Source organism: Nitrospira sp., from assembly GCA_030692565.1.
In the GTDB taxonomy this organism is placed as follows: domain Bacteria; phylum Nitrospirota; class Nitrospiria; order Nitrospirales; family Nitrospiraceae; genus Nitrospira_D.
This window is the reverse complement of record JAUYAO010000058.1, coordinates 208129-226600: the sequence shown is the minus strand read 5'-3', so window position 1 is coordinate 226600 and position 18472 is coordinate 208129. Positions and strand designations below refer to the sequence as shown.

General features: G+C 60.0%; 19 protein-coding genes. 7 read left to right on the top strand and 12 right to left on the bottom strand.

What is annotated here, in order from left to right:
• Nucleotides 1-146 precede the first annotated feature (146 nt).
• Nucleotides 147-4538 carry a PAS domain S-box protein gene (locus tag Q8N04_17800; GenBank protein ID MDP3092532.1) on the top strand — a complete coding sequence of 1464 codons (4392 nt, stop codon included), beginning with the start codon at nt 147-149 and terminating at the stop codon, nt 4536-4538.
• A complete protein-coding gene (locus Q8N04_17795) occupies nt 4538-6844 on the top strand; it encodes a PAS domain S-box protein (GenBank protein ID MDP3092531.1) in 2307 nt (768 codons plus the stop codon). Before Q8N04_17800 ends, Q8N04_17795 begins: the two co-directional genes overlap by 1 nt.
• On the opposite strand, the gene Q8N04_17790 is transcribed toward Q8N04_17795, so the two are convergent.
• Genes Q8N04_17790 through Q8N04_17770 form a run of 5 tightly spaced genes read right to left on the bottom strand, consistent with a single transcriptional unit; the run spans nt 6841 to nt 10596 of the window.
• Nucleotides 6841-7518 (bottom strand): SprT-like domain-containing protein, encoded by a 678-nt coding sequence (locus Q8N04_17790; protein ID MDP3092530.1) that lies wholly within the window; start codon nt 7516-7518, stop codon nt 6841-6843. The genes Q8N04_17795 and Q8N04_17790 overlap by 4 nt on opposite strands.
• Before the next feature lie 54 nt (nt 7519-7572).
• Complete coding sequence (locus tag Q8N04_17785) at nt 7573-8565, bottom strand: hypothetical protein (GenBank protein ID MDP3092529.1); 993 nt, start codon at nt 8563-8565, stop codon at nt 7573-7575.
• Nucleotides 8549-9127, bottom strand: a complete 579-nt coding sequence (locus Q8N04_17780) for a D-sedoheptulose 7-phosphate isomerase (protein ID MDP3092528.1) — start codon at nt 9125-9127, stop codon at nt 8549-8551. Before Q8N04_17780 ends, Q8N04_17785 begins: the two co-directional genes overlap by 17 nt.
• A gap of 55 nt (nt 9128-9182) precedes the next feature.
• A complete protein-coding gene (locus tag Q8N04_17775) occupies nt 9183-10133 on the bottom strand; it encodes a stomatin-like protein (protein ID MDP3092527.1) in 951 nt (316 codons plus the stop codon).
• 28 nt (nt 10134-10161) lie between these two features.
• On the bottom strand, nt 10162-10596 hold the full coding sequence (locus Q8N04_17770) for an NfeD family protein (GenBank protein MDP3092526.1): 435 nt from the start codon (nt 10594-10596) through the stop codon (nt 10162-10164).
• 149 nt (nt 10597-10745) lie between these two features.
• Here Q8N04_17770 and Q8N04_17765 point away from each other — a divergent pair, with 149 nt between their 5' ends.
• The 3 genes from Q8N04_17765 to Q8N04_17755 are packed head-to-tail and all read left to right on the top strand — an operon-like array spanning nt 10746 to nt 12799.
• Entirely contained in the window at nt 10746-12002 is a 1257-nt protein-coding gene (locus tag Q8N04_17765) for a TIGR02710 family CRISPR-associated CARF protein (protein MDP3092525.1), read from the top strand.
• A gap of 9 nt (nt 12003-12011) precedes the next feature.
• Nucleotides 12012-12338 (top strand): hypothetical protein, encoded by a 327-nt coding sequence (locus Q8N04_17760; GenBank protein MDP3092524.1) that lies wholly within the window; start codon nt 12012-12014, stop codon nt 12336-12338.
• Nucleotides 12332-12799 carry a YbgC/FadM family acyl-CoA thioesterase gene (locus tag Q8N04_17755; protein ID MDP3092523.1) on the top strand — a complete coding sequence of 156 codons (468 nt, stop codon included), beginning with the start codon at nt 12332-12334 and terminating at the stop codon, nt 12797-12799. Before Q8N04_17760 ends, Q8N04_17755 begins: the two co-directional genes overlap by 7 nt.
• 205 nt (nt 12800-13004) lie before the next feature.
• On the opposite strand, the gene Q8N04_17750 is transcribed toward Q8N04_17755, so the two are convergent.
• The 3 genes from Q8N04_17750 to Q8N04_17740 all read right to left on the bottom strand — a co-directional run bounded on the left by Q8N04_17750 (nt 13005) and on the right by Q8N04_17740 (nt 14330).
• On the bottom strand, nt 13005-13403 hold the full coding sequence (locus tag Q8N04_17750) for a hypothetical protein (GenBank protein MDP3092522.1): 399 nt from the start codon (nt 13401-13403) through the stop codon (nt 13005-13007).
• Nucleotides 13404-13441: 38 nt separating this feature from the next.
• A complete protein-coding gene (locus tag Q8N04_17745; GenBank protein MDP3092521.1) occupies nt 13442-13813 on the bottom strand; it encodes an antibiotic biosynthesis monooxygenase family protein in 372 nt (123 codons plus the stop codon).
• A gap of 160 nt (nt 13814-13973) precedes the next feature.
• Nucleotides 13974-14330 carry a thermonuclease family protein gene (locus Q8N04_17740; protein ID MDP3092520.1) on the bottom strand — a complete coding sequence of 119 codons (357 nt, stop codon included), beginning with the start codon at nt 14328-14330 and terminating at the stop codon, nt 13974-13976.
• A gap of 331 nt (nt 14331-14661) precedes the next feature.
• On the opposite strand from Q8N04_17740, the gene Q8N04_17735 reads away from it, so the two are divergent.
• Complete coding sequence (locus Q8N04_17735) at nt 14662-14892, top strand: hypothetical protein (protein ID MDP3092519.1); 231 nt, start codon at nt 14662-14664, stop codon at nt 14890-14892.
• 195 nt (nt 14893-15087) lie between these two features.
• On the opposite strand, the gene hemL is transcribed toward Q8N04_17735, so the two are convergent.
• Entirely contained in the window at nt 15088-16371 is a 1284-nt protein-coding gene (gene hemL / locus Q8N04_17730) for a glutamate-1-semialdehyde 2,1-aminomutase (GenBank protein ID MDP3092518.1), read from the bottom strand.
• A gap of 265 nt (nt 16372-16636) precedes the next feature.
• Between hemL and Q8N04_17725 the strand changes: the two genes are divergently transcribed.
• Nucleotides 16637-16900, top strand: coding sequence for a hypothetical protein (locus tag Q8N04_17725; protein ID MDP3092517.1), 264 nt, complete (start codon nt 16637-16639; stop codon nt 16898-16900).
• A 31-nt stretch (nt 16901-16931) separates the two neighbouring features.
• Here Q8N04_17725 and Q8N04_17720 read toward each other — a convergent pair whose 3' ends face one another.
• From Q8N04_17720 to Q8N04_17710, 3 genes are read right to left on the bottom strand one after another with little or no spacing between them, the layout of a single operon-like run.
• Nucleotides 16932-17324, bottom strand: a complete 393-nt coding sequence (locus tag Q8N04_17720; GenBank protein ID MDP3092516.1) for a YidB family protein — start codon at nt 17322-17324, stop codon at nt 16932-16934.
• 5 nt (nt 17325-17329) lie between these two features.
• Nucleotides 17330-17884: a barstar family protein gene (locus tag Q8N04_17715; GenBank protein ID MDP3092515.1), complete on the bottom strand. Its 555-nt coding sequence runs from the start codon at nt 17882-17884 to the stop codon at nt 17330-17332.
• Nucleotides 17885-17899: 15 nt separating this feature from the next.
• Complete coding sequence (locus Q8N04_17710) at nt 17900-18310, bottom strand: ribonuclease domain-containing protein (protein ID MDP3092514.1); 411 nt, start codon at nt 18308-18310, stop codon at nt 17900-17902.
• Nucleotides 18311-18472: the final 162 nt, after the last annotated feature.

The window sequence follows — 18472 nt, the reverse complement described above, 5'->3', positions numbered from 1 at the left end:
CCGACTATTTTGCCCAGGATTCCTTAAGTTCGTGAAACAACGACCCGATACAGACGTGAACCGGGAGCAGGGAAAGGTCTGCGCAAGACAGGCCGCATCCACGGTTTGCGCGCGGACAAGAACCGGTGAAGAGGGGATCAACAGGCGTGGGACTGAGAGTTTCGGATCATCGCACGGCATCAGGTCGCGGCTCCCGCGCGTTTACGCACCGGCATCAGTTCATGCTGATCGGACTCATTACCGCGGCCACACTGATGGCGGTGCTTGGGGGGGGCACCTGGCTGGAACGGCGGACAGTGGCGACGTCAGGGGAGGCGGTCTCCATCATGGCGGCGGAAGTGTCCGCCAAGCTCGATCTGCTGCTGAATGAGCGGGTCGGTGACGTGCAGTTCCTGGCAGAATCGCTGGCGATGAACGGGGGAACATCGGCGGCGCGGAGCCATATTCTGTCCACGTTTCATCAAGCCTATCCCCTCTATCTCTGGATCGGCATTGTCGACCCGGCCGGCCGGATCGTCGAAGCCACGATGCCTCAGGCCCGCCGGCTCGATGTCCGGGCCGCCGACTGGTTCCAGGCGGTGCGCGAAGAACGAGTCGGTCTGTACGTGGGCGACATCGCCGTCGATGAGGCGAGTCCCGGCGCAGAGGCCGTCTCTTTCACTGCCCCGATCGTGGATCATCGGGTGGATGCCGCCCGCCGGTCCTTTCGCGGCGCGGTGACGACCCGGGTGAGTGCCAAGCAGCTGGAGCGCTTGGTGACCGAAGCGATTCGGTTGTTCCAACAGAAGACGTCTTTCTTTCATACAGTCGAATATAAAGTGCTCCGGGCAGACGGCGGGGTGTTCATCGATTCGGACGGTGCGCGCCAGGGGCGTTTGAATCTCGCGCAGGGAAACCTGCCGTCGGTTCAACGTGCCGGCTCAGGGGAGTCGGGCTTCGTCGAAGAGCAGCATTTCGTCCGCCGGGTGCCGGTGTTGACGGGGTATGCCCGCACCCAGGGGGCAGAGGGGGTCGAGAGTCCGAAATGGACGGTCCTGCTGCGGGTGGACCGGGCGGAAGTCGTGGAACCGGTCCATCGCTTTCTCTGGACGGCGGGCGCCGCCGGCCTTCTGATCGTCGGGCCGCTCATCGGGCTCTTGCTCAATGTAACCCGTCGCGCCCAGCGGGAGTGGAAGGAGACGCAGGAGGAGCGGATGCATGCGCGCGCGAATGAGCGCCGGCTGCAGACGATCCTGGAGGTGGAGCCGGAGGGAGTGCTGGTGACGGATGACGGTCGTCGTGTTCTGCAGATCAATCCGGCCGGGTGCGCGCTCTTCGATGCCGGGTTTCCGGAAGAGATTCTTGGCCGGGATATCGGCCGCTGGGTGCACGAGGACGATCGTCGGGCGTACGAGGATGCGCATGCCGCCGCGCTCCAAGGCCGGAGCGTCTTGATGAGCGGCCGGCTGCAGGGCCTCTCGGGACAATCGCGCTGGTTTGAGATGACGTCGGTGTTGTTGCCGGGAGAGCAGGGTATCCCGCCGTCGGTCTTGAGCGTGACGCGGGACATTACGGATCAGAAGCATGCGCAGCGCCGTCAGGCGCTGCAGCATGCGGTGGCGAAAGTCCTGGCCGAAGCCTCGACGGTCGAGCAGGCGATCCCTGAGTTGCTGCGCGTGATCGGAACGAGCCTGGAATGGCAGGTCGGCATGTTTTGGCGGGTGCAGGAGAGGGCCAGAACGCTTCGCTGCCTGCACACGTGGGGCGCCCATCCGCATCCGGTGGAGGAGTTTTTGGAGGCCAGTCGCCGGGAGATCTTTTCATCCGGTGTGGGATTTCCCGGTCGCTGTTGGGCGCGGGGCGAGTCGCTCTGGGAGCCGGATGTCCTGCGGGGCCATGACTTCGTGCGAACGGCTGCGGCCTCGAAGAACGGCTTGCATGCCGGTTGTGTATTTCCCGTGTGGCTCCGGGCGAGCGTGTTCGGCATCATGGAGTTTTTCAGCCGGGACGTGCATCCCCGCGATGCGGATCTCTTGCGGACACTGGCGACGATCGGGAGCCAGATCGGGCTCTTTCTGGAGCGGGCGGAGGTCGAAGCCTCCTTGCGAGAGAACGAGAGCCGGACGCGTCTCATCATTGATACGGCGCTGGACGCCATCGTCACGATGGATCGGGACGGGATGATTACCGAATGGAATGCGCAAGCGGAGTTGCTCTTTGGATGGCAGGCGCACGAAGCGATCGGCAGAGATCTGGCCGATACGATCATCCCGGCCGGCCAACGGGCGGCGCATCGCGCCGGGCTGGCCCGCTATCTCAAGACGGGCCAGGTGAGCATTCTCGGGAAACTGGTGGAGGTGCAGGCCTGTCATCGTGATGGCCGGGTGTTCCCGGCGGAGGTCTCCATTGCGCATCTGCGCCTGAATGATACGGTCGTGTTCAGCGCGTTCATCCGGGATATCTCGCAGCGCAAGGAGTCGGAGCAGGCCCTCTCGTCCTATGCGCAGCAGTTGGAGCGCAGCAATCACGATCTCGACGCAGCCCTGGGCCAGGCCCGTGCCGCCACCGAGGCGAAATCAGCGTTTCTCGCCACGATGAGTCACGAAATCCGGACGCCGATGAACGGGGTGATCGGGATGACCGGGCTGCTGCTCGACACGGAGCTGACGGCGGAGCAACGGGAGTATGGCGAAGCGGTGCGGAATTGCGGCGATCATCTGCTGACAATTATTAATGACATTCTGGACTTTTCGAAGATCGAGGCCGGCAAGATGAACTTGGAGATCATCGACTTCGATCTGCGTCATGCGGTCGAAGATGCGTTGGATCTCTTTGGAGAGCGGGCCTCGAGCAAGCATCTGAATCTCGCCTGCCTGTTTCACGCCGAGGTGCCGAGCGCTCTGCGCGGCGATCCCGGGCGCGTGCGCCAGGTGCTGACTAACCTCGTGGGGAATGCCATTAAGTTTACCGAGCAGGGGGATGTCGTCGTTCAGGTGCGGCTCGGCTCGCAGCAGGACGGCGCGGTCGTCGTCCGGTTCGATGTCACGGATACCGGCATCGGCTTGACCGAGGCGCAACAGGCCCGCTTATTCCAGGCGTTCAGCCAGGCCGATGGGTCCACCACGCGAAAGTATGGCGGAACCGGATTGGGGTTGGCCATTTGTAAACGTCTCGTGGAAATAATGGGCGGGGAGATCGGGGTCGCCAGTCAACCGGGAACCGGCAGTGCCTTCTGGTTCACCGCTCGATTTGAACTGCAAGGGGAAGCGGTTGAAGCCGTCGTGCCGGAAGCGCTCTCGGTACGGGGGAAACGTGCGTTGATCGTCGACGATAAGCCGATCAACTGCCGGATCCTTGACCTCCTCATGAGAAAATGGGAGGTCGTGCCCACGGTGGTCAGCGACTACGCGGCCGTCGTTCCTCATCTTCAGGCGCAGATTCGCAAGGGGATCCCGTATGACGTCGCGATCATTGATGCCGATCTGGCCGACGTCGACGGACTCCAGCTTGCGCAAACGGTGGTGGCAATCGGGGCGTCCGCGCCGCGCGTGATCCTGCTGACGTCTGTCGGGAAACGGGGAGACGCGAAAGCGGCCAAGGCGTTGGGCGTGTCGGCCTATCTCACCAAACCGCTCAGGGAAAGTCAGCTCGTGCGTTGTCTGGCGATGGTGTTGGACCCGTCGACGGCTGCCTCCGCCGGAGGCCGGACGCAGCCGGGAGCGGAGTTGGTCACCCGCCATACGCTTGCCGAAGCGGCCACATCGGCGGGGATGAAGATTTTGCTCGCCGAAGACAACATCATCAATCAGAAGGTCGCCGTCCGGATGTTTGAGCGGCTGGGCCATCGGGTCGATGTCGTGGCAAACGGGCTTGAGGCCGTCGAGGCCCTGTCGCGCATCCCGTATGACCTGGTGTTCATGGATTGCCAGATGCCGGAGATGGACGGATTTGAAGCGACCCGCAAGATTCGATCGCGTGAGCGGTCGGGCAGCGGCTCGGGGCTGCATCCCTCTCCGAACGCTCACCACCGGACTCCTATCATCGCGATGACGGCTAATGCGATGCAGGGGGACCGTGAAGCCTGCCTGCAAGCGGGCATGGATGACTATGTCTCCAAGCCGGTGACGAGCGATGCCTTAGCCGTGGTGTTTGAGCGGTGGCGTCCGCGTGGGGTTGAGCCGGTGTCTGCAGCGGCGAGGAGCGATGGCCCCACGATTGACCCGCTGGTGTTTGACGGGCTTCGCGTGTTGAGCGACGAGGATGATCCCGGATTTTTATCCCGGATCATCGGCCATTTTCTTGCCGATACTCCGACCCGGCTGACGGCGCTGGGGGCGGCTTGCCGCAAGGGACGAGCGGAAGATGTCCAGCGGATTGCACACAGTTTAAAGGGGAGCGCAGCGAATCTGGGCGCGTTGGGCCTGGCCAGAATGTGCGACCAGGTCGTTTTGGCCGCCCGTGAGGAACTGGAGACGGTCCCCGCCCTTTTGGCTGAATTGGAACTTGAATTTCAGCGAGCCCGCGGAGAGTTGGAGCAGGATCTCAGGGAGGCGGCCTGATGGCGTGTTTGCGAAAGATGCAGACGATCGTTTCGAAGGGATCATTTGCTCTGCTGGTTGTTATTCTTGGCGCGGCCTTGCTTGGTGCTGTGAGTGTACGATTGGTGGAGCGGGAGCTCATTACACGGACGGGAGTCAGCTTGGCACTTGGGGCGGCTGAGGTTGCAGGGAAGCTTGATGTGATGTTCCTTGAGCGGGATGGAGATATCCACGTCCTCGCAGCAGCTCCCCAGGTGCTGGGCACTGACCCGATGATGATCCGCGCCCACCTGGAAGCGGTTCAACGAGCCTATCCGGTCTATTCGCGGCTTGCGGTTGTGGACCGGGCGGGACATGTTGTGGCCTCTACGGATGAAGGATTGATCGGCCTGGATTTGCATCAGGCCTCGTGGTTCCAGTCGGTATCGCATGCGCCACGTGTGCACGCGGAGACTATCAGCGACTCAGGTCGAAGGGGGGGAGCGTTGACGGCGGTGGTGTTTTCAGCTCCGATCAAGGGCGTGGATGGCACATTCCTCGGTGCCATTATGACCGAGGTTGACCGCGCTATCTGGTACCAGCTCGTGGAAGAGACGGTCCATCAGTTTTCTGTGCAGGCGCAAAACTTTGGGACGGTGCACTACCAAGTGTTGAGCGCCGAGGGCAGCCTCTTGCTGACCTCAGAACAGGACGACTGGGGGCGAAACGTCCAACTGGCAGGGCTGCCGTCGGCGCTCAAGGTGACCATGGGGCGGTCTGGTTACGTTGAAGAAGAGCATCTGATCAGAAAGGTCCCGATCATTAGCGGTTATGCGCGTATGAGCGGAGTCCGATCCAAGGCTTTGCAATGGGGGCTGGTGGTACGTGCCGACCATGCGGATGTGCTCGCCAGTGTTCGCAGCCTGCTGATAAAGCTAGGGTTTGGCGGGATCGTGGGTTTTCTTCTCATGCTTGCCGCGATCTTGTGGGCTGGGGTTGGCCAGCGGAAGGAACATGAGCGATCAAAGCAGGCGGAACGGTCTCTTCGGGAAAGCGAGATGCGGGCCAGAAGCGTCATTGAGAGCGCGTTGGATGCTGTGGTGATGATGGATCGGGAGGGGCGCATCATCGAATGGAACCGGCCTGCTGAACGGATCTTCGGCTGGTCCCGTCAGGAGGCCCTGGGACGCAACCTTGGTGAGACGATCGTTCCGCCGACGCTGCGCGAGGCCCATGCAAATGGCGTGAGACATTACCTGGCAACCGGCGAGGGGCCGGTCTTGAATCAGCGGATCGAGATCACCGGATTACGGAAAAATGGTTCGGAGTTTCCGGTGGAATTGACGATCCTTCCGATCAAGTTTGAAGGAACCACGATCTTCAGTGCGTTTCTTCGTGACATCACCGAGCGGAAGGCAATGGTGAAACAACTGGAGGAAGGGGCTGTCTATTTCCGCATGTTGTCCGAGCTGTTGCCGTTGAGCCTCTTCGAGCTGGATGCGCAAGGGCGGTGTCTGTACCGCAATCGGGCGTTGCAACGCTTGCTCGGTGAACAGCACGAGGACAACCTGATAACCGCGGACGGATCGGTGATCGCTTCTTCCTGGACGGAGTGGATTCGCGATGATGATCGGAAGTCCGTGGCTGAAGCCTGGTCATGTATGTTGGTGACAATGGCGCCGATCCATCTTGAAAGCCGTCTGGCTCTACCTGGATCAGAGCCTTGTTGGGTGCAGGTGTCGGTCTGGCCGCTTGCGACCGATAGTGGTCTGCGCTATTTGGGCGTGATGGAAGATATTACGGTTCGTAAAAAGACCATTGCACATACGATGCAGTTGATGCACCACGGCCAGTTTGAATTAAGGACTCTCGACGAAGCCAGACATCTCGCAGAATTGCTGGCCTACGCTTTCCCCGATCCATCCCGTACGCAGCTGGGCTTGACGGAATTGCTCGTCAATGGAGTTGAGCATGGGAACCTGGGTATTTCCTATGATGAGAAATCCACACTCTTGGACCAAGGCCGGTTCGAGGCTGAACTGATCCGGCGATCGGCGTTACCGGAACATAGGGACAAGCGTGTCCATATCACGGTGGAGCGGACCGACAGGAATCTCGAGATGACGATTTTCGATGACGGCAGCGGGTTTGACTGGAGACAGTATCTCGATCTGGATCATAGGCGGGCAGACGAATCTCACGGCCGCGGTATTGCGATGGCCAAAGCCGTGAGTTTTGACCAGCTAGATTTTCAGGGGTCCGGCAATCAGGTCGTAGTATCGGTCTCACTGAACGGGGTCGATGCCGATGCCGATGCGTGGCCGGAAGAGGAGCGCAGGGTCGCTTAGCGGCCGGAGAAGAGCGCGCGAATCGACGCTCCCCAGCCGAGCGAGAGTTGCCCGGCCTCGGACAGCAGGGGGGCAGATGGCGGCGGAGTGATGAAGGGCGTCAGCGGCATGGGCACCGCCCCACGATGCACCATCGGCAATTCCTGCAACGCTCCCCGGCAGGTTCCGCAGAGATGCCGGCGAGGTTGAATCGTCTTGCGTTGACGGCGATACACCCTTCCGCAATCCTTGCAGCGCCACGCAAATTGCGCCAGCGCCAGCACTTCTTTGTGAAGCGAGTGATAGATCGTAATCGAGACCAGCCCGCTCCGGTTCATCTCGGTCATCTTCCGCACAAAATCAGGGCCATGGTTCGGCTTCCGTTTCAGGATGTCGAACTGCCATTGATGAATCATCTCATGGGCGAGCGTATTCAGCAGTTCCTGCTCGGCATAGGGGGTTCGTTCAGCCAGGCGTGCCATCAGAGGCTCGGACAAGCGTATTTCCCGTTTGGATCGCTGCGGAGTCGATTCGTCGAATTGCCGTGGACGCGGGCCTCCGCGACTGACGAACATGCCGACGGACGACGTCAGGCGGCGGCTCCAGGCAATGGAAATTTCCGGCAGGAGCCCGTCGAAGTAGCGCTCGTTCAGGGTGCGCCACTCTGCTTGTAACCGTTCGATGGAGGGATTCATAGTTACAGGCTCCGTCTTGCCGGGAGCATAGCGACTCAGAGGCGGCAATCGACGTTAGCGGATCTGCTCGAGTACCGCTGCGGCCAGGAGCGGCAACATAATCTCATGATGCCCGGTCAGGGTATAGCCCTTCCCGCCTTTTTGGGTCGGGCGTCTCACCACATTCGTCAGCGGCCGATAGTGCGAGAGGAAATCCATGTTCACTGTGGTGATCTTGGCGAGAGGATGGCCGAGATTACGCCCGAGCGACACCGTTTTCAAAAACACTTCGGGCAGAATGACGGCCGATCCCACATTCAGATAGACCCCGCCTTCCATGCCGGCGACCACGGCGGCCAGCCGTCGAAAATCCAGCAGAGACGTGGCTCCGATGGCGGCGCCATCGGCGGCAGGGTGCATATGGATGATATCCGTTCCGATCGCGACGTGCACGGTGACGGGAATGCCGAGCTTTGCGCCGGTGGCGAGAATGCTCGTCGCGCGGTTGGGAAACTGGCCTTGATAGCGATTGATGTAGTGTCCGACGGCCTCTCCGAGCCCCTGACCGTGTTGTGCGCCGAGCGTGATGGCCTCGTTCAAGATGCGGCCGGTGTCTTCGGCCATGCCGAAGCGGCCTTCGTCGATCTCGGCGTCCACTTCTTCCGAGGTGTGCCCCATGAGCGCCAGCTCGAAGTCGTGGATGATGCCGGCTCCGTTCATGGCCACAGCGGTGACGATGCCGCGTTCCATCAGATCGACGAGCAGCGGCGCGAGGCCCACCTTGATCACATGGGCGCCGATACCGACGATGACCGGCCGCTTCTGGCGATGGGCTGTCGCGATGGCGGTCGCCACGGCGCGCAATGTCTTGACGGCAAGCAGATCGGGCAGCGATGCGAAAAACTGCTCGAACGACCCTCCGCGTGTCCACGGCCGGGCAAAGTCGGCTACCCGCACTTTGCTATGACGTTTTTTCAACGGATACGTCGTCAGATCCGACACATCGATCGGAGGAATCAACGGACGCGCGGGACGTTGCGGGGGAGTCCGGTTAGGACGCTGTGCCAAGGAGTGTTTCCTCTACGAGTTCGCACAGGACATGGCCGAGCGTGATATGGCTTTCCTGGATGCGCGCCGTGACGGTGGAGGGTACGACGAAAGGATGATCGACGAGGCCGGCGAGTTTCCCGCCGGTGCCGCCGGTCCAAGCGATAGTGATCAGGCCGCATTCGCGCGCGGCCTCGATCCCTTTGAGTACATTCGGCGAATTGCCGCTGGTGCTGATGCCGATGGCGATATCGCCTTTCTGGCCGTGAGCTCGTACCTGCCGGGCGAAGAGTTCGTCGAACCCGTAGTCGTTGGCGATGCAGGTGATGGCGGCGATGTCGGTCGCGAGGGCGATGGCCGGCAACGGCTTGCGCTCGCGCTTATAGCGGCCGACAAACTCCGCTGCGATATGCGCGGCGTCCGTGGCGCTGCCACCATTGCCGAACAGCAGGACTTTGTGTCCTTCGCGGAACGCGGTCACCAGCAGTGCGGCGACTTGGGCGATGCGGTCGGCGTGGTCGCGCGCAAATTGTTGTTTGACGGCCGCGCTGTCGGAGAAGGCCTTGAGGACAAAATCTTTCATTAGTCCGCGATTCTAGGCAAGCGCGGTGAGACTGTCAAACGCGGCTGCTCGGACGCTAGGCCTTCGGTGGCGGGGTCGGCGAACCCTGCTTGATGGCGCTCATGGCCAGCGCGATCATGGAGCCGACGTCGGAGACGGTGGCCGGGAGAATGAGCGTGTTATTGGTCCTGGCCAGCTCACCGAATTTCGTGATGTACTGTTCTGCTACGCGCAGCTGGACCGCTTCCTGTCCGCCGGGCACTTGAATGGTCTCGGCCACCTTCCGGAGTCCTTCGGCGGTCGCTTGGGCGATCGCGAGGATGGCTGAGGCGGCGCCTTCGGCTTCATTGATCTGTTGCTGTTTCTTCGCTTCCGAGGCCTTGATCACTTGCTGCTTCTCGCCCTCGGCCTGGTTGATCGCGGCGTCGCGCTCGCCTTCTGACGTGAGAATCACGGCGCGCTTTTCCCGCTCCGCCCGCATCTGCTTTTCCATCGCATTGAGCACGTCCTTGGGCGGCGTGATGTTCTTGATCTCATAGCGCAGGACTTTGACGCCCCAGGGGTCCGAGGCCTTGTCGAGCTCATTCACGACCTGGATATTGATATTGGTCCGTTCTTCAAAGGTCCGATCAAGTTCGATCTTCCCGATCTCGCTTCGCAAGGTCGTTTGGGCCAGCTGGATCAAGGCGAATCCATAGTCGCTGATGCCATAGGACGCGCGCTGCGGATGCAGCACTTTGAGGTACAGGATGCCGTCGACCGACACCTGCACGTTGTCGCGGGTGATGCAAACCTGCTCGGGAATATCGATGGCTGTTTCTTTGAGCGAGTGCTTGTAACGGATGTTATCGACAAAGGGGAGCAGGATGTGAAACCCGGCGTCCAGCGTCGCCGAATATTTGCCGAGACGCTCGACGACATAGGCGCTTTGTTGCGGGACGACGACGGCCAACTTTGAGATGACATAGAGGACGAACAGGGCCAATAAGAGTGTGACGAGAAATCCGCCGCTCATACCACCATCCATAATGTAGTCTCCACGTGATAGGTCTCCGCTATTCGCCCGTGATCAGCAATGTGAGGCCGTCCATGCCGGTGACTTTGCTCCGCTGCCCCTTCGCCAATGGGTTGGGGCCGGTGTTTCTGGCCGACCAGGTGGTGCCTCGGAGTTCGACTTTTCCGACGGCTCCGGCGGCCAGCGTGTCTACGGGAATGGCGATTTCGCCCGTCATCGAATCAACGTCGGGATGTTTCACTTCCGAGGCATTGATGCGGGCCAGCAAGGGGCCGCGAAACAACAACAGGAATGCGACGGCCATGCCGGAGAAGAGCAGCCATTGGGCGGATTCTCCCGGGACGAGTTCCAGCCACGCGATCGCTCCGACCACCAGGGCGGCGAGGCCGAAAAAGAGAATGTAGAATCCCCCGGGGGTCATCATCTCGGCGCCCAACAGGAGCAACCCAAGCAAGAGCCAGTACCACCAGATCATTGTAAAACCTCAGCGTGGGCGGTGAGCGAGGAAAGAGGCCTGCGCAATGGAGGAAAGTCTAAGCCGGTTTCCGGAGACCGTCAAGCAGAACGCATATTACCCGGCCGAGAATTGATCGCCTCTCTGGCCGATGTTATAGTCCGCGCGCAATGGCGCACGAACAACCAACCAAAGCACTGGTGGTCGCGTTTACCGACGATGCGGCGGCGGCGGTCTCTCTCATCAATCGCCTCCAGCCTGAGGCGCTCTGTTTCGTGCTGCCGGAGTCCGCGAAGGACCTGGTGGAGTCGGCCGTGCAACCCCATATCGAGCACATGCCCAGGCGATGGGATTGGGTCACGCTGGCCGATACGGTCGATGTCGCAGCCTGTCATCATGCGCTGGCTGGTGTGTTGCCGGACCTGCTGACAACCTGGGATGTGCACTCCGGCGATCTGGTGCTCGATCTCACCGGGGCGACCCCGGCGATGGCGGGCGCATTGACGCTGGTGACCTTGCCGACGAGTTCCCGGACCGTTGCGCTGCTGCCATGGATTGAGGGGCAGGAGAGCGAGCCGATTATGGTGGGGAGCCGGCCGATGCGCTGGGCACAGGGCAATCTTTGGGATGATATGGCGCTGGTTTCACGTCATGAGGCCGCCGAGCTGTTCAATCGCGGGATGTACTCGGCTGCGATCAGACGGTTTCGTGAGATCGAGACCAGGGTGAGCGGCGGGCAGAAGCCGACGTATCGTGCTTTCGCCGATCTCGCCGAGGGCTATGAGTTCTGGGAGCGATTGCACTACCGGCAGGCGTGGGACAAACTGAAGACTGCGGCGAAAGCGCTGGAGATGGCCTCGTTGTGGGGCGGGCCACCGGGATTGAAGACGGTGCTTCCGTCCATCAAGGCCAACGCGACGTTCCTCGAAAAGCTGGTGCTCGATCCCGCGGCCGTCAAAGACTCCCTCGCCCTTGATTTGCTCGCCCATGCCGGGCGACGGCAGCGTGCCGGCCACGATCCGGAGTCGGCGATGATCGTCCTGATGCGCGCCCTCGAATCGTTCGCCCAGCGGCAGTTGTTCAAGCAGTATCAGATCAAGACCTGGGATGTGCCGCCGGAGCAGCTCCCGCAGGCCATTCAGGAAACCTGCCGGAGGGCTTGGTTAGACGACGTCGACGGCAAGTACAAAGCCCCGTTACAAGGCCAGTTCCGCGTACTGGCGGCGCTGGACGATCCACTCGGCCAGGCCTTCCTGCGTGAATGGCCGACCATGAAGCCGCTGCTCGATGCGGCGAATCATGGCGTGCTCGGCCACGGTTTTGAGCCGGTCAAATCGGAGCGTGTGCAGCAGCTGTACGATGTTGTGGTGAAGCTGACCGGGGTGACAGAGTCATCGTTGCCGAAGTTCCCGGTGTTAGTCCTGTGAGGCTAGGGAATGAAAAGCCGGATCATGTTCATAGAATGCAAAGCGGGGGGATTGGTTGGTGATGCTAGGATTGGTCGCGTCACATTTTCAAAGACGGGTCAGTCTATCTATTACAACGGAAAGACATTCAAGACGTTAAAGGGTAATGGCTTTAAGGCCAACTACTTCGATGAAGAGACTGGTGAGGAGTATTGGATTTCTGGCCCGAAGAAAAACGGTCAGGATAGGCTGTATGGTGAAAGACTACCCATTGAAATAGACGAAGATGTTCGCGAGGAATACTGGACTGTTATCAGGGCCGAACCGGAGAACAGCAAGAAGACGAGGATTTGGTAGAGCGACTAATCTCTCGTTCGTTCGAGAAGCGCTCCGGGCACTTCATTTCAATGGAAATTCGAATCTACTATGAGGATACAGACTGCGGCGGAGTGGTCTACTACGCCAACTACCTCAAGTATTTTGAGAGGGCGCGGACGCACTATCTTGAAGCGCGGGGGCTATCGGTCTCCGGGCTAATGAACCAGGGGACGGTGTTTGTGGTCGTGCGCGCGGAGCTGGACTATCGGTCTCCCGCACGGTACGGCGACACGCTGCTCATCGATACGGTGGTGTCCGATCTGAGCGCCGCCTCCATGACTTTCGCGCATGTGGTGAAAGAAAAGGCGAGCGGACGGGTGATCGTGGAGGGGTCTGCTCGACTGGCCTCGACAGATGGCAACGGCAAGGTGAAACGTCTCGACAAGGCGGTCGTCGCCGTACTACAGTCCGGAGCCGATAAGGAGTCATTGAATGGATAAGCTCGGAACCTGGCTCGCCGTCACCGGCGTTGCGATCGGATTTATCGTCCTCGGCTGGCTGCTGTTCTCAGAAAACCCGTCGGAGAAGAACAAGAAGAAGCCGTAACTCTCCTCTTTCCTGCCCCGGATGTATCTCATGCCGTGCACTCGATGCCCTGGCCGCTGAGCTGTGCTCGTTCCCACTGCCTCACATCGTCGCCAGCTGTTATCCGAGGACGCCGGCCCAGCGTAGCGCCAATAGCACCAGCCCAAGCACCATTAGGCTACTGAAAAACCTGAACGTGAGTCGTATCGTGCGTTCCGTCAGGATCGTATCGAAGGCATAGCCGGTTGTAGCGCCATAGCGGACGGCCAGCGCGGTCAACGGACACTTTAGCCCGTTGCCCGCGAAGACGGCTGCTTCAATAGCGAGGAGCCCTAGCGCACCCCACAGCCAGGGGCCGACGTATCCCGTGGCAGCGGCATAGAGCAGAAGAAAGATCGCAGCGACCATCAAGATGTAGACCGCCGAGTGAACGCCACGGACGAGCGCAAGAATCCGGGCATCACTCACGGTGTTTCCCTTGGTTTCAGTACCCCGATCATCCTGAGATGCTATCGTCACTGGCGGCCGCTCCTGTACCGGTCGACTGCGCGGTGTTGTTAGGGACCGACGCACAGATTTGGGACTGTGAGGCGTGTGAACAAGTGTGGTGAGGCTACGGCAGATGAAGGGTAGCGTTCTAAGGCTTGTTTGAAGTCGGGATGGCTGAAGGCCGCTCGAAAATGGGCCACCGATTCCCATACGGCGTAATTCATGAAAACGGTGCTTCCCGCAATCCCGCGATGTAGCTGAGTGGAGATATAGCCCGGCTGTTGTTTCATCCAGGTGGCGTCATCGGCCCAGGCTTTCAGCAATGCAGGGATATCGGACTCTGCAACGGTAAATACATTCACGAGCACAACCGGTGACGCATCGGCATTGAGTTGGAGAAAAATCGGAACGGTTTCATCGAGAGGTTTCAGTGGAAGCATGCCGATCTCCTTATGAACGGGTGGATAGGTGTGCGACCTATCGATCGATAGATCGGTTCAGGACCAGATGCCTTTGCATCGGGTGCCGGGAAAGACCTCAACGGCATCCTGGCAGGATTGGGACCTGAGGCCAAGTGATTTCTTGCGGGGGAGAACTCAATTAGGACTGTGGCTTTTCGAACCCTTCCTGTTTCAGCACCTCCGCTACGTTTTTTCCATTCACAAATACATCGGCGACGGTACGGCCGTAGACATCCTGGCCATGGGGCACGATACGGATCGGTCCTTCTTTGAGAAGTTGCTCCAGCCGCTGTCGGGCTTCTGGTCCGCGTGGCTCGTTCAGTTCCGGCGTGTCGATGCCGCGTAGTCTGATGCGTTCAGAGCCCACGCGCAATGTATCGCCGTCGACGGTGTGGATGGGTTGGCTGGTGGGAATTCTTCTTCCGGAGATCCGGCCCAACGCCGAGGACTGCGCCTGTTTCCTGTACGGCGCGATTTTGTACCGGCCCTTAGGCAATCGATGGGGTCGGCTCCCTGACGGACGGTGTGGGCGATGCGGCTGCAGCGTCGAAGGAGGAGATGACTCGTTGATCGAGGGCGACCAGCAGAGGTCACAGTTTTTCTGAACCGTTGATTCTCCACTGGACGTAGTGAGTCGGGAGGCTTGGACCGAGTTTAACCAACAGGTTGCCACGGTGAGAACACAGAGCGTCATGCTGGATGTTCGTTTGAGCCGCATGTCTCAGTGCTAAGCAGGGTGCGTGCCATGAGCCACTCGGTTGACAACGATCAAAACGGCGTGCTGGAATGCCGATGTTTCACGAACCACGAATCACGGAGGTTTTACGATGGATATGATGGGACGGGTGGGGCTGATCGAGATTCCAATCTTGATCGCGCCTGATCAAAAAATCTGGTTGGATCGCATGATTAAGGAAAACAAAATCGCCATTCCTCCAGGAGGGACCTTGGAAAAAGGCTCGCTCTATTCGATGTTTATCCGGATGCTCCTGCATAACGCGATGGAAGAGCAAAAGCGGCAGGAAGTCTTGGATATGGAGGACGAGGACGACGAATAGGCGGTCGATGAAAACAATCGCGGGCGGCGTTCTCACGTCGCTCAAGACTTCAACGTACTAGGAAGTACGCCTGAGTTTTTCACTCGCTACGGCCTTGCCGGACGATCGTTTTGATCGACCCGCAAGGCCGTAGCTGTATCGAATGGACTCCGTCTGTATCCCGTGAGATACGAACGACACTTCACGGGAGACGCACTATAAGCTCTTGAAGGCGGAATGCGCGGCGCGGATGGTTTTGTCGATGTCGGCTGAGGTGTGAGCGGTGGAGAGGAACGCGGCTTCGAATTGCGACGGAGCCAGATAGATGCCCTGGTCCAGCATCTTGTGAAAGTACTTGCCGTAGCGCGCTGTATCCGCCTGTTTCACGGTATTCCAATCACTGACAGGCGTGGAAGTAAAGAATGCGGTGAGCATGGAGCCCACGCGGGTTTGGATGAGCGGCACGCCCGCTTTCTTCGCCGCTTCGCCGATGCCGTTCGCCAGGGCCGCGGATTGCGCCTCAAGCTTCTTGTAGACACCCTTCTTCTTGAGCTGTTTCAGCGTTTCGATCCCCGCCGAGACGGCCAACGGATTTCCCGACAAGGTTCCTGCCTGATAGACCGGCCCGGATGGCGCGATCAGATCCATGATGTCTTTCCGCCCGCCGTAGGCGCCGACCGGCAGCCCCCCGCCGATGATTTTCCCGAGGATGGTGAGATCCGGCGTAATGCCATAGAGCGCCTGCGCGCCTCCGTAGTTCACGCGAAATCCTGAAATCACTTCGTCAAAGACGAGAAGAATGTCATTCTCTGCCGTCAGCCGGCGAAGAGCGGAGAGAAATTCCGGGGCCGGGGGCACGACGCCCATATTGCCTGCGATCGGCTCCAGAATAATGCAGGCCAGGTCTTTGCGATGTTCGGCCACCATTCGTCGCACCGTGTCGATGTCGTTATAAGGGGCCGTCAGGGTGTGCTTGGCAAAGTCGGCCGGGACGCCGGGTGAATCGGGGATGCCCAAGGTGGCCAGACCAGAACCGGCTTTGGCGAGTAAGTAGTCGCTGTGTCCGTGGTAGCAGCCCTCGAATTTCAGGATGCTGTCCCGCTTGGTGAAGCCCCGGGCCACGCGAATGGCGCTCATGACGGCTTCAGTTCCGGAACTGACCAGACGCACTTTCTCCATGGACGGGAAGGCGTCGCGGATCATGCGGGCAAGGGTGACTTCCAATTCCGTGGGTGCGCCATAGCTGGTGCCGTTGTCGGCGGCTTTCTTAATAGCCCGGATGACCGCCGGAGCGGCATGCCCCAGGATCATGGGGCCCCAGGAGAGGACATAGTCGAGATAGGTGTTGCCGTCGACGTCGTAGAGCTTGGCTCCTTTGGCGCGCTTGATGAACCGGGGCTGACCCCCGACAGAGCGGAACGCTCGGACAGGGCTATTGACCCCACCGGGAATGAGCAGTTGGGCTGCGGCAAAGAGTTGGGCTGATCGAGTCGTTTTCATGACGGGGGCGCACCCTAACATGCTCCTCTGCACGGGTCAAGAAAGCCGGATTAGAGAAGCGGAGCTGCCGTTCGTTGCCTCATTGAGGGGCAAAAAGTGTCTCATGAGATACGGCCCTATCGATTTAGATACGATTGGCCCAGTTCGGTCATACCAAGAGTGGGGCGAATCACTGGGAATTGAGTGGGTAACGGCGCGGGATATTCCGGCCCAACTTTTGCTGTTCGTGTTGCGTAGCGGTGTATCAGAAAAGTGAGGAGTGACCATGACGGTGGTGTGTTCGTGGTGCCGGCATGAAGGATTAGCCGGAGTCTTTGGAGAAAAAGCTCCTTTTGAGGATCGGCGGGAGACCCATGGGATTTGTCCGTCACATCGGATCCAGGTTCGTGCCGGGTGGATGGAGTCACGCTTCGGTCAGGTTAACGGCACTCAGGGATCAACGACCCAAGAAGTCGGCGGGTATGTCGTGCGTTCCGCAGCCCACCTCTGGGGCGAACTGCGGAATCTCTCGCGGAAAGCCGGGCTATAGGTTCCCCAGCCTTACGTTTCCTGCACGGGTACTATTTTCCCTGAAACATCTTCAGTAATTGATCGAGTCCGCCGGCTTCAATCTTTCCGGTCGGTGTCAGCTTGTCGACGAGATCTGGCAACAAGCCGGCGAGTTGCGTGCCGGCGGCCTCGGTCGAGATCCCGGCTTTGGTCGCCAGTTGTTTGAGCAGGTCGCCGCCGAGGCCCTGTTGAATCTGCTGGGGGGTCACAGGAAGATTCTTGCCGGTACCCACCCAGGAGTTCACGATCTCGCCCAGGCCGTTCTTTTGGAGGGTTTGGACCAGTCCAGCGAGCCCTCCCACCGAGCCATTTTGGCCGAGCAAGCCGGTCAAAGCCTGCATCAAAGGGTTCTGGTTGCTGCTTCCGCCGAGCATGCCGCCGACCGCTTGCCCTAATTGATCCATGAGACTCATTGCGGTGTCCTCCCATTCTTTGCGGGACGAGGCGATCGTCCTTTCGTCGGGGGGGAGAGGTCCGGCATTGGCGCCGGCTCAATCCCCCAATGTTTTCTCCTAGGTGCTTCCTGGTGTGTTACTGCAAAGAGGGCATGAAAGGCAATCGCCTTGGACCCTCCGCCGGCCTGGCCTTTGCTCCAGGCTTCCCCGGCATCGCTCAGAATCTCGAGCAGCGTTTCGTACTCGTCCTCGTCGTCGGCCAAGACGGCTTGTGCATCGGTGAGGAGCAGCACATAGCCCTTGGCCGGCAGCCATTCCAAATCCGCGAGACATTCTTCCATCGCGTCCCAGTTGTGACCGAAATAGTCGGGGAACCCTAAGACGCGAGCGAATTCCGTGAACAGGCCGGCCGGGGTCGAGCATTTTTTGCCGTGGACTACGCGCAGGGCGAATCCGGTCGGGGCTTTGACCAAAGCGGTGGCCGTCGTCCCGGCAGGAAGGACGAGCAAGGACGACCAGGGGGCTTTCGGAGTCTGGAGATAACTCATCAAGGTGCGTGGTGGTGTCATGGAATGATCAGTGTCCTAGTTGAGCGGTGTAAAGGTTCGGTAATGATCGCCTGTATAGTAGGCTTTGCCGGTGCGCTGTTCGATCACCAGCCGTTCCGCATCACGCGACCGACCCCGGATCTTGGGGTTCACGTCATACTCGCGATAGCGGCCGCGCGGCAACCGGCGCTCTCGATTCTGAAATTCCCGCCCGCCGATATATCCGGGCAGCGGGGCTCCGTCCCGTTCCTGCAAACGCTTGAGCAGGTCCTGCGCTTTGAGAGGCGCCATTGAGACGGCATCGTGATCCTGCGTCACCGCTGGCGGTGATTGAATGAGAGGGTCTGCCAGGCCGGTTCCCGCGTTCAGCCCAGCGCAGATCACCAGTCCGAGCAGGAGGGCGGTCACGAGGCATTGTGAGAAACGCCGGATCAGGGGGAAGGGCATGACGAGAATCCTGTTCGTCCGTCTTAAAGACCGATCGACCGTAGCATGCGCATTTTGGGGAGGTCAAACCGCCTTCAGCGGGAGAGGTATGATCGCTTTGCGGTCACTCAGTACGTAGGTTAGAATGTGAGCGGATTGTTCACAGCACGAATCCGGGGCGGG

Excerpts from the sequence above, each read along its gene's own strand:
- Q8N04_17795 (MDP3092531.1), top strand. The coding sequence starts at position 4,538 with ATGGCGTGTTTGCGAAAGATGCAGACGATCGTTTCGAAGGGATCATTT.
- Q8N04_17790 (MDP3092530.1), bottom strand. The coding sequence starts at position 7,518 with ATGAATCCCTCCATCGAACGGTTACAAGCAGAGTGGCGCACCCTGAAC.
- Q8N04_17780 (MDP3092528.1), bottom strand. The coding sequence starts at position 9,127 with ATGAAAGATTTTGTCCTCAAGGCCTTCTCCGACAGCGCGGCCGTCAAA.
- Q8N04_17775 (MDP3092527.1), bottom strand. The coding sequence starts at position 10,133 with ATGGATGGTGGTATGAGCGGCGGATTTCTCGTCACACTCTTATTGGCC.
- Q8N04_17770 (MDP3092526.1), bottom strand. The coding sequence starts at position 10,596 with ATGATCTGGTGGTACTGGCTCTTGCTTGGGTTGCTCCTGTTGGGCGCC.
- Q8N04_17765 (MDP3092525.1), top strand. The coding sequence starts at position 10,746 with ATGGCGCACGAACAACCAACCAAAGCACTGGTGGTCGCGTTTACCGAC.
- Q8N04_17760 (MDP3092524.1), top strand. The coding sequence starts at position 12,012 with ATGAAAAGCCGGATCATGTTCATAGAATGCAAAGCGGGGGGATTGGTT.
- Q8N04_17745 (MDP3092521.1), bottom strand. The coding sequence starts at position 13,813 with ATGCTTCCACTGAAACCTCTCGATGAAACCGTTCCGATTTTTCTCCAA.
- Q8N04_17735 (MDP3092519.1), top strand. The coding sequence starts at position 14,662 with ATGGATATGATGGGACGGGTGGGGCTGATCGAGATTCCAATCTTGATC.
- hemL (MDP3092518.1), bottom strand. The coding sequence starts at position 16,371 with ATGAAAACGACTCGATCAGCCCAACTCTTTGCCGCAGCCCAACTGCTC.
- Q8N04_17725 (MDP3092517.1), top strand. The coding sequence starts at position 16,637 with ATGACGGTGGTGTGTTCGTGGTGCCGGCATGAAGGATTAGCCGGAGTC.
- Q8N04_17720 (MDP3092516.1), bottom strand. The coding sequence starts at position 17,324 with ATGGATCAATTAGGGCAAGCGGTCGGCGGCATGCTCGGCGGAAGCAGC.
- Q8N04_17715 (MDP3092515.1), bottom strand. The coding sequence starts at position 17,884 with ATGACACCACCACGCACCTTGATGAGTTATCTCCAGACTCCGAAAGCC.
- Q8N04_17710 (MDP3092514.1), bottom strand. The coding sequence starts at position 18,310 with ATGCCCTTCCCCCTGATCCGGCGTTTCTCACAATGCCTCGTGACCGCC.